7 protein-coding genes are annotated in these 6,485 nt (G+C 53.2%); 4 read left to right on the top strand and 3 right to left on the bottom strand.

Annotation, left to right across the window (positions count from 1 at the left end; all coding sequences use genetic code 11):
* Window positions 1-113: 113 nt before the first annotated feature.
* Both KNP81_RS13235 and KNP81_RS13230 read right to left on the bottom strand, forming a co-directional pair.
* Window positions 114-1,214, bottom strand: a complete 1,101-nt coding sequence (locus KNP81_RS13235; protein WP_214720281.1) for an ABC transporter ATP-binding protein — start codon at window positions 1,212-1,214, stop codon at window positions 114-116.
* A gap of 103 nt (window positions 1,215-1,317) precedes the next feature.
* Entirely contained in the window at window positions 1,318-2,169 is an 852-nt protein-coding gene (locus KNP81_RS13230) for a PucR family transcriptional regulator (RefSeq protein ID WP_214720280.1), read from the bottom strand.
* A 76-nt stretch (window positions 2,170-2,245) separates the two neighbouring features.
* Here KNP81_RS13230 and KNP81_RS13225 point away from each other — a divergent pair, with 76 nt between their 5' ends.
* From KNP81_RS13225 to KNP81_RS13210, 4 genes are all read left to right on the top strand, one after another.
* Window positions 2,246-3,337 (top strand): DUF445 domain-containing protein, encoded by a 1,092-nt coding sequence (locus tag KNP81_RS13225; RefSeq protein WP_214720286.1) that lies wholly within the window; start codon window positions 2,246-2,248, stop codon window positions 3,335-3,337.
* 35 nt (window positions 3,338-3,372) lie between these two features.
* Window positions 3,373-3,744, top strand: a complete 372-nt coding sequence (locus KNP81_RS13220; RefSeq protein WP_114166429.1) for a YlbF/YmcA family competence regulator — start codon at window positions 3,373-3,375, stop codon at window positions 3,742-3,744.
* Window positions 3,745-3,874: 130 nt separating this feature from the next.
* The gene (locus KNP81_RS13215; protein WP_251128899.1) at window positions 3,875-5,650 is read left to right on the top strand and encodes an SLC13 family permease; all 1,776 of its coding nucleotides are present in this window, start codon (window positions 3,875-3,877) and stop codon (window positions 5,648-5,650) included.
* Window positions 5,651-5,712: 62 nt separating this feature from the next.
* Window positions 5,713-6,204: a hypothetical protein gene (locus KNP81_RS13210; protein WP_214720278.1), complete on the top strand. Its 492-nt coding sequence runs from the start codon at window positions 5,713-5,715 to the stop codon at window positions 6,202-6,204.
* A gap of 34 nt (window positions 6,205-6,238) precedes the next feature.
* Here the strand turns inward: KNP81_RS13210 and KNP81_RS13205 are convergent, their stop codons facing one another.
* Entirely contained in the window at window positions 6,239-6,457 is a 219-nt protein-coding gene (locus KNP81_RS13205) for a YhzD family protein (protein ID WP_214720277.1), read from the bottom strand.
* Window positions 6,458-6,485: the final 28 nt, after the last annotated feature.

The raw sequence follows: 6,485 nt of genomic DNA, 5'->3' as shown, positions 1-6,485 counted from the left end.
TGACCCCGGAACAATATCGGGGCCATCTGATCGCCGCATAGAAAACGTGGGCTTTTTATTAAACTGTCCATTTTACGGGGCTCAGTTCAGTTGCAATCGAAGGGGTTTTTGTATTAACGGATGACGAGTTCTGTTTCCGTGTCGAAGAAGTGAGCTTTCGTCATATCAAGTGCGAGTGTGACGTCGTCACCCATGTGGATGTTCGAACGTCCATCGATCCGTGCCGTGAACTGGTGGCCACCGAGTTCAGCGTACAAGTACGACTCAGCGCCCATGAGCTCGGCGACGTCGATGTGCGTGCGGAACGTGTGCGTCGTTGGCGAGTCGATGTAGATCGGCTCATCGTGAATTGATTCTGGACGGATTCCGAGCACGAGCTCTTTGCCGACGTAACCGCGGTCACGAAGTCCTTTCATTTTGCCTTCAGGGACATTGATTTCTTCACCGCCGACGAGGAACTTCCCATCAGCCAATTTTCCGCGGAAGAAGTTCATCGAAGGTGATCCGATGAAGCCGGCTACGAAGATGTTGTCCGGGTTTTCGTAAACTTCTTTCGGCGAACCGACTTGTTGGATGATCCCGTCTTTCATGATGACGATCCGAGTCGCGAGTGTCATCGCTTCCGTTTGGTCATGGGTAACGTAAATCGTCGTCGTGTCGAGACGGTTGTGCAATTGGATGATTTCTTTACGCATTTGAACGCGAAGCTTGGCATCCAAGTTTGAGAGCGGCTCATCCATCAAGAAGACTTTGGCATCACGAACGATGGCACGGCCGATGGCAACACGTTGACGCTGACCACCCGAGAGTGCTTTTGGCTTACGTTGAAGGTATTCTTCAAGTCCGAGGATACGGGCCGCATCTTGGACGCGACGGTCGATTTCATCTTTCGGGAACTTGCGAAGTTTCAAACCGAACGCCATGTTGTCATAGACACTCATGTGCGGGTAGAGGGCATAGTTTTGGAAGACCATCGCGATGTCGCGGTCTTTCGGTGCGACATCGTTCATGCGCTTGCCGTCGATGATGAAGTCACCGCTCGAAATTTCTTCGAGTCCCGCAATCATACGAAGCGTCGTCGATTTACCGCAACCAGATGGTCCGACGAAAACGATGAACTCACGGTCCTTGATGTGTAAGTTGAAATCGCTGACTGCCTTCGAGTCGCCACCAGCGTAGATTTTATCGATATGATTCAATTGAATTTCTGCCATGTCGTTAGCCTCCTGAGAATCTGTTCTTGTATAATAGCGCTTACAAGAATGATTATACGATGAAACCGCTTGCATCGTATATGTACACGTTGCACAAAAACGATTACTCAGATTTGTGCAACGTGACAATCAATTGGAGCAGACTGGCATCATAAAAGGTTCGGGCGTCATAACCGGTCGCTTCATAGAGGCGATCGAGCCGATAGTTGAGCGTGTTTCGATGCATGAATAACGCCTTCGCTGTATGCGACACGTTCAATGAGTGGGCGAACAACGCCTCCAATACATCGATTGTCGTCTTATCGAGCGACTCGACGACAGGGGCCGTCAGACGGGGACGTACATCAAAAGTCTCATGGCGTTGTAGTAAATAATGGTATAATAATTGACTAGCAGGGTAAACTTTAGTAGAGAGCTTGGCGAGTGGGAGTAGCGCCTGATGCTGGTGATAAAGTGGCCCTAGGTCACCGAGAGGACGTGCGCTATAGACGACGTGCGCCTCGACGTAACAATCGCTCGCAATCGCCCGCAAGACGTCCTCGAACTCGGTCAGCTCGACGAACTGATCAGTCTCAATGATTTCAACGTGTGACCGGGTCATGAGAACAATCTCTGCTTCAGGCATAAAGTCAGCTAACACGTCTAAAAATTGTTCGAGCGCCTCAGCATCCTGATAATGCAGGACGAGTGACATGAGACGAAACGGCCGGGCGAACCGGTACGTGTCGGTGAGTAGTCGATCCTGCCATTTGGCTTGTCGGGGGTCGAGCCTTGTCAGTAGCGGGGTGGCGGACCATTCGAGCAACTGTCGCTCACGCTCCGTCAGCTCCAGCTTAGGGAGCCCGAAAACTGTGCCGTCCGGGGCTTGATACCAGCGGACGTCACTTGACGCTTCTTCTGACCGATGGACAGCCATTGGGAAAATCGATTTAATTCGTTCAAACGTAGTCAACACAATCACCTCTTCAATAAATGTATCATATTTCAGATCGGAGGCAGACAGTTTGGAGAGTCTAGTCAAAGTATTCATTATGATCGCCATCGGTGCGACAATCGGGGGAGTGACCAACTTCCTCGCCATCAAAATGTTATTCCGGCCCCATCATCCTAAATATATTGGGAAGATGCGCGTCCCATTCACGCCAGGCTTGATCCCGAAACGGCGCGATGAGTTAGCGACGAGTCTCGGTAAGACCGTCGTCAAACACTTGTTGACGCCGGAAGGGATGCGCAAGCGCCTGCTCGATGAACAGGTCGGTGGCCACATCACGTATTACGTCCAAGGCGAGGTACGGACGATGCTACGCTCGGATCAGACGATTCGGTCGCTCATCGAACCACTTTATCCGGATGCCGAGACTCGTGTCTTGGCAGAAGCGGACACGAAGCTCCGCCAAGAGCTCCGGCTCGTCCTCGCGGATGTGAAGACGCGTAAACTGTATGAGATTCTCGGTGAAGACGGCATGGACCGTGTCCGGGGTATCATTCCCGAAATAGTCGATACCTTGCTCGTCAAGTCGGAGGAATATTTCTATTCCGTCGAGGGAGAGGCCCAACTTCGACACATGGTCGACTCGTTCGTCCAGCGTCGGCTTGGATTCATCGCCGGTTTCGTCCAGAACTTGAATTTTGTCGAGATGATTCGACCGGAGATTATCAATATTCTACGTGGCAGCTCGACGCGATCGGGTATGGCGGAAATGATTACACGTGAGTTCGAACGGTTCAGCGAACGGTCGGTCGACACGTTGCTTGACGACCGTCTCGAAGAACGGTTGATTGATGGAGTGACGACAGAAGTCGTCTCGCGCTTGCCGGTCGGGGAGTTGCTCGATCGGACGGTCCACTCGTACACACGGGACATTGAAGACCGCGTCGTCGACGAGCTCGTCCCGGCCGGAGTCCGACTCGTCATCACTCGCTTCACGGATCAAATGGAGACTGTCATGGACCGCCTCAAAATCGACCAAATCGTGCAAGAGCAGGTGAGCTCGCTCGATACATCGTACCTCGAAGAGATTGTTCTCTCGATCTCGAAACGAGAGTTCCGGGCAATAACATGGCTTGGCGCCTTGTTAGGTGGTATGATTGGATTGATTCAAGGGTTGATTGCCATTATTTGAGGGGCACGCCCTAATAGTATTTAGGAGGACGTCACATGTCACAAACAAACTTGTACGATCATGCTTACCAATTGGAAAAAGCACTTCGCGATTCTGAGGAGTTCACAAATCTCTCTTCACTATACGATCGTGTCAATGCGGATGCAGAAGCGAACCAGTTATTCGCTGACTTCCGTGACATCCAAATGACGCTTCAACAGAAGCAGATGCAAGGCGAAGAAATCTCTGAACAAGAGATGATGGACGCACAAACGAAAATGATGGGCGTTCAACAGAACGAATTGATCATGGAGCTCATGCAAGAAGAGCAACGCATGCATCAACTCGTCACAGAAGTGACGAAAATTATCATGAAGCCACTTGAAGAGCTTTACGCTCCGATGGTCAATGATAACGAAGTTCAATAAGACGTAATGCGGATGGCAATCGAGCCATCCGTTTTTTTGTTGCCGAGATTGTCACGCCGGCGATGATAACGCTTACAATATACGTGGTATAGTAAGATTGTAGAATTATTCACAAGGAAGGGTGGACGTAATGGTCACCTTGGTGATTTTAACAATCATGATTATCGGGTTTATTGGAGGCTGGCTCCGAGCCGACTTGGTTGCGCTCATCGGTCTCTTGTTGCTCGTCTTGACGAATCAATTGACGCCGGTTGAAGCAATGGCCGGTTTTTCGAATTCGGTCGTGCTCATGATTGCTGGGCTGTTCATTGTGGGGGCCGGCCTATTTCACACGGGTTTGGCCGAACGGTTAGGTGCTGCGCTTATCCCGTTCGCAAAAGGGAGTGAGGTGCGTCTTTTTCTCGTCTTGATGGTCACGGTGACGTTATTGTCGAGTCTCATGTCGAATACGGGGACGGTCGCCCTATTGATTCCGGTCGTCCTCGCCATGTCGAGACAGATGGGGACGAGTCCTGCCAAACTGTTGATGCCGCTCGCGTTCTTCTCGAGTATCGGCGGGACGATGACACTGATTGGGACGCCGCCGAACCTGGTGGCGGCTGAGACGTTACGGAACACGTCCGCCGGCACGCTCGGTTTTTTCGCGCTCTTACCAATCGGGCTCGTCATGGCAGTCGTCGGCCTATTCTATTTCTATGTCATCGGCAATCGGCTTCTCGGTACGAGCGATGTGCGCGCCGCGGCGATGCCACGCTTGGCGGTGCCGCACGTAAGCCTATTCGCCTTATCCCTTTCGAAAGGGCACCCATTAATCGGGCGGACGCTCCGCGACGTCAACTGGTCACGAGACGGTCTGATCGTCGTCGGCGAACAAGAAAAAAGCGTGACGCACCGCTTCGTCACGGCTCGCGCGGAAACACGTCTGATCGAAGGGAAAGTGTATGTCAGCGGAGCGGAGGCGGATGTCCGGCGGATTGCTGGAAGGGAAGGAGTGGCGGTCGAACAGGTCGACTTGAAGGCCGTCTACGGGAAAGCGGGCGGCGTTGCCGTCTTCACCATCCCGACGGATAGCCCGCTCGTCGGCCGTTGTTTATCGGATAGTCACTTGCGCAACGAATATCGGTTGAACGTGCTTCAAGTCATCCGTCCGAACGAAGAGATTGCCCTCACACGATTGAAAGACGTCCCGCTCGAGCGCGGAGATATGCTCGTCGCGCAAGGGGAGTGGGACGACTTAGAGCGAGCCGGGGACGAGACGGCCTTATTGCTCGCCAATGAGCGGGTAACCGATGTCGCGAACCGGGCTGTGTCGGAGCGTCATCAGCTGGCAGCGGGGCTGATTATGCTCATGATGGTTGCGCTCCTCGTCTTCGAATGGGTCGACCCGACCGTGGCGGTATGGCTCGCGGCGCTGGCGATGGTGCTCACGGGAGCCGTGCGCCACATGGACGTCGCCTATGAATCGATTCAGTGGTCCTCGCTATTATTGATTGCCGCGATGATTCCCGTCGGTCAAGCACTCGACAATGCCGGGATTATGACCTGGCTCGTCACGTGGATCAGCGATTCGTTCGGTCAAGCCGGACCGGTCTGGGTGCTCGTCGCCATTTTCCTCGCGACGATGGGGCTCAGTCAAATCATCTCGAACACGGCGACGGCCGTCTTGTTCGCACCGCTCGCCGTATCGCTCGCCGCGGCGCTTCAAGTGAGTCCGGTCCCGTTCGTCGTTGCCGTCGCGATTGCGGCATCACTCGCATTCATGACCCCGTTCGGTTCACCGACGAACGCGATGGTGTTCGGAATCGGGGGCTACCGTTTCTTCGATTTCGTCAAAGTCGGCTTGCCGCTGCAAGTGGTGACAGCGGTCATCGCGATTTTCACGATTTTACTCATCTTCCCGTTTTGAAGGACATGTGGATCTCTCCGTTGAACATGTAAATAAATGCTAAATGATGAGGTGGAAAGACGATGTGGAAACGAATCGGAATCATTGTATGTGCACTCTTGCTTGCGGCTTGCTCGAATGAGGGCGAGCAATCGACACCGACGCTCGGGGCGGATGCCAAAGTAGCCAAGGCGTATTTAGAGGAGCAAGGCTATGACGTCGTCTCTTATAGAGGGAATAGAACGTCGAGTTTTGAAAAGGAAGATCTGCTTGAGTTGCCTACGGAAAGTACGTGGCAAGTCCAGACGACGCCGCCGGATGACTATATTGGACGTGACATTCGACATGAGTACTTTATCGTCCGCAACCATCCGCTCGATGAAGTCGCAGAACTCGGCCAGACGAACGTCTCGGTCATGATGGTGGACGGCAAAATCATCGGCGGGACGTCATATCCGGATTCGGCCGAGCCGCTTACCGGATCGAGCTATTCACTCGATGGGAGGACGGCGGAAGAGCTGCATCCCGATTACACGGAGTGGCGCAGCGAGTGGGAAGCTAAATATAGCGAATGAACGAAAACGCCTCGGGATTCCCGAGGCGCTTTTGTTATGAGGCCGTGCCTTTCAGTTTTCCTGGCAGTTTACAGCGCTCGAAGTAGATCAGTTGGCCGCGACGTGCGATGCGGGCTCCCTTGTGGAGGTGCCCGGCTTCCTCGAGCAACGTGAGGCCTTTCGTTTTGGCCTCGTCATCGCTTGCCGCGGTAAATGAATCGTTCAAGACGGTCGTGCCGTCGTTCTCGAACGCTGTGATCGTATACTGTTCCATCCGTCTGCCCCCTTTTCTTTCATTGTAC

This window comes from Exiguobacterium sp. s149, assembly GCF_018618395.1.
GTDB classification, from domain to species: Bacteria; Bacillota; Bacilli; order Exiguobacteriales; family Exiguobacteriaceae; genus Exiguobacterium; species Exiguobacterium chiriqhucha.
The sequence above is the reverse complement of the archived record's forward strand: the minus strand, read 5'-3'. Positions and strand labels throughout refer to the sequence as shown.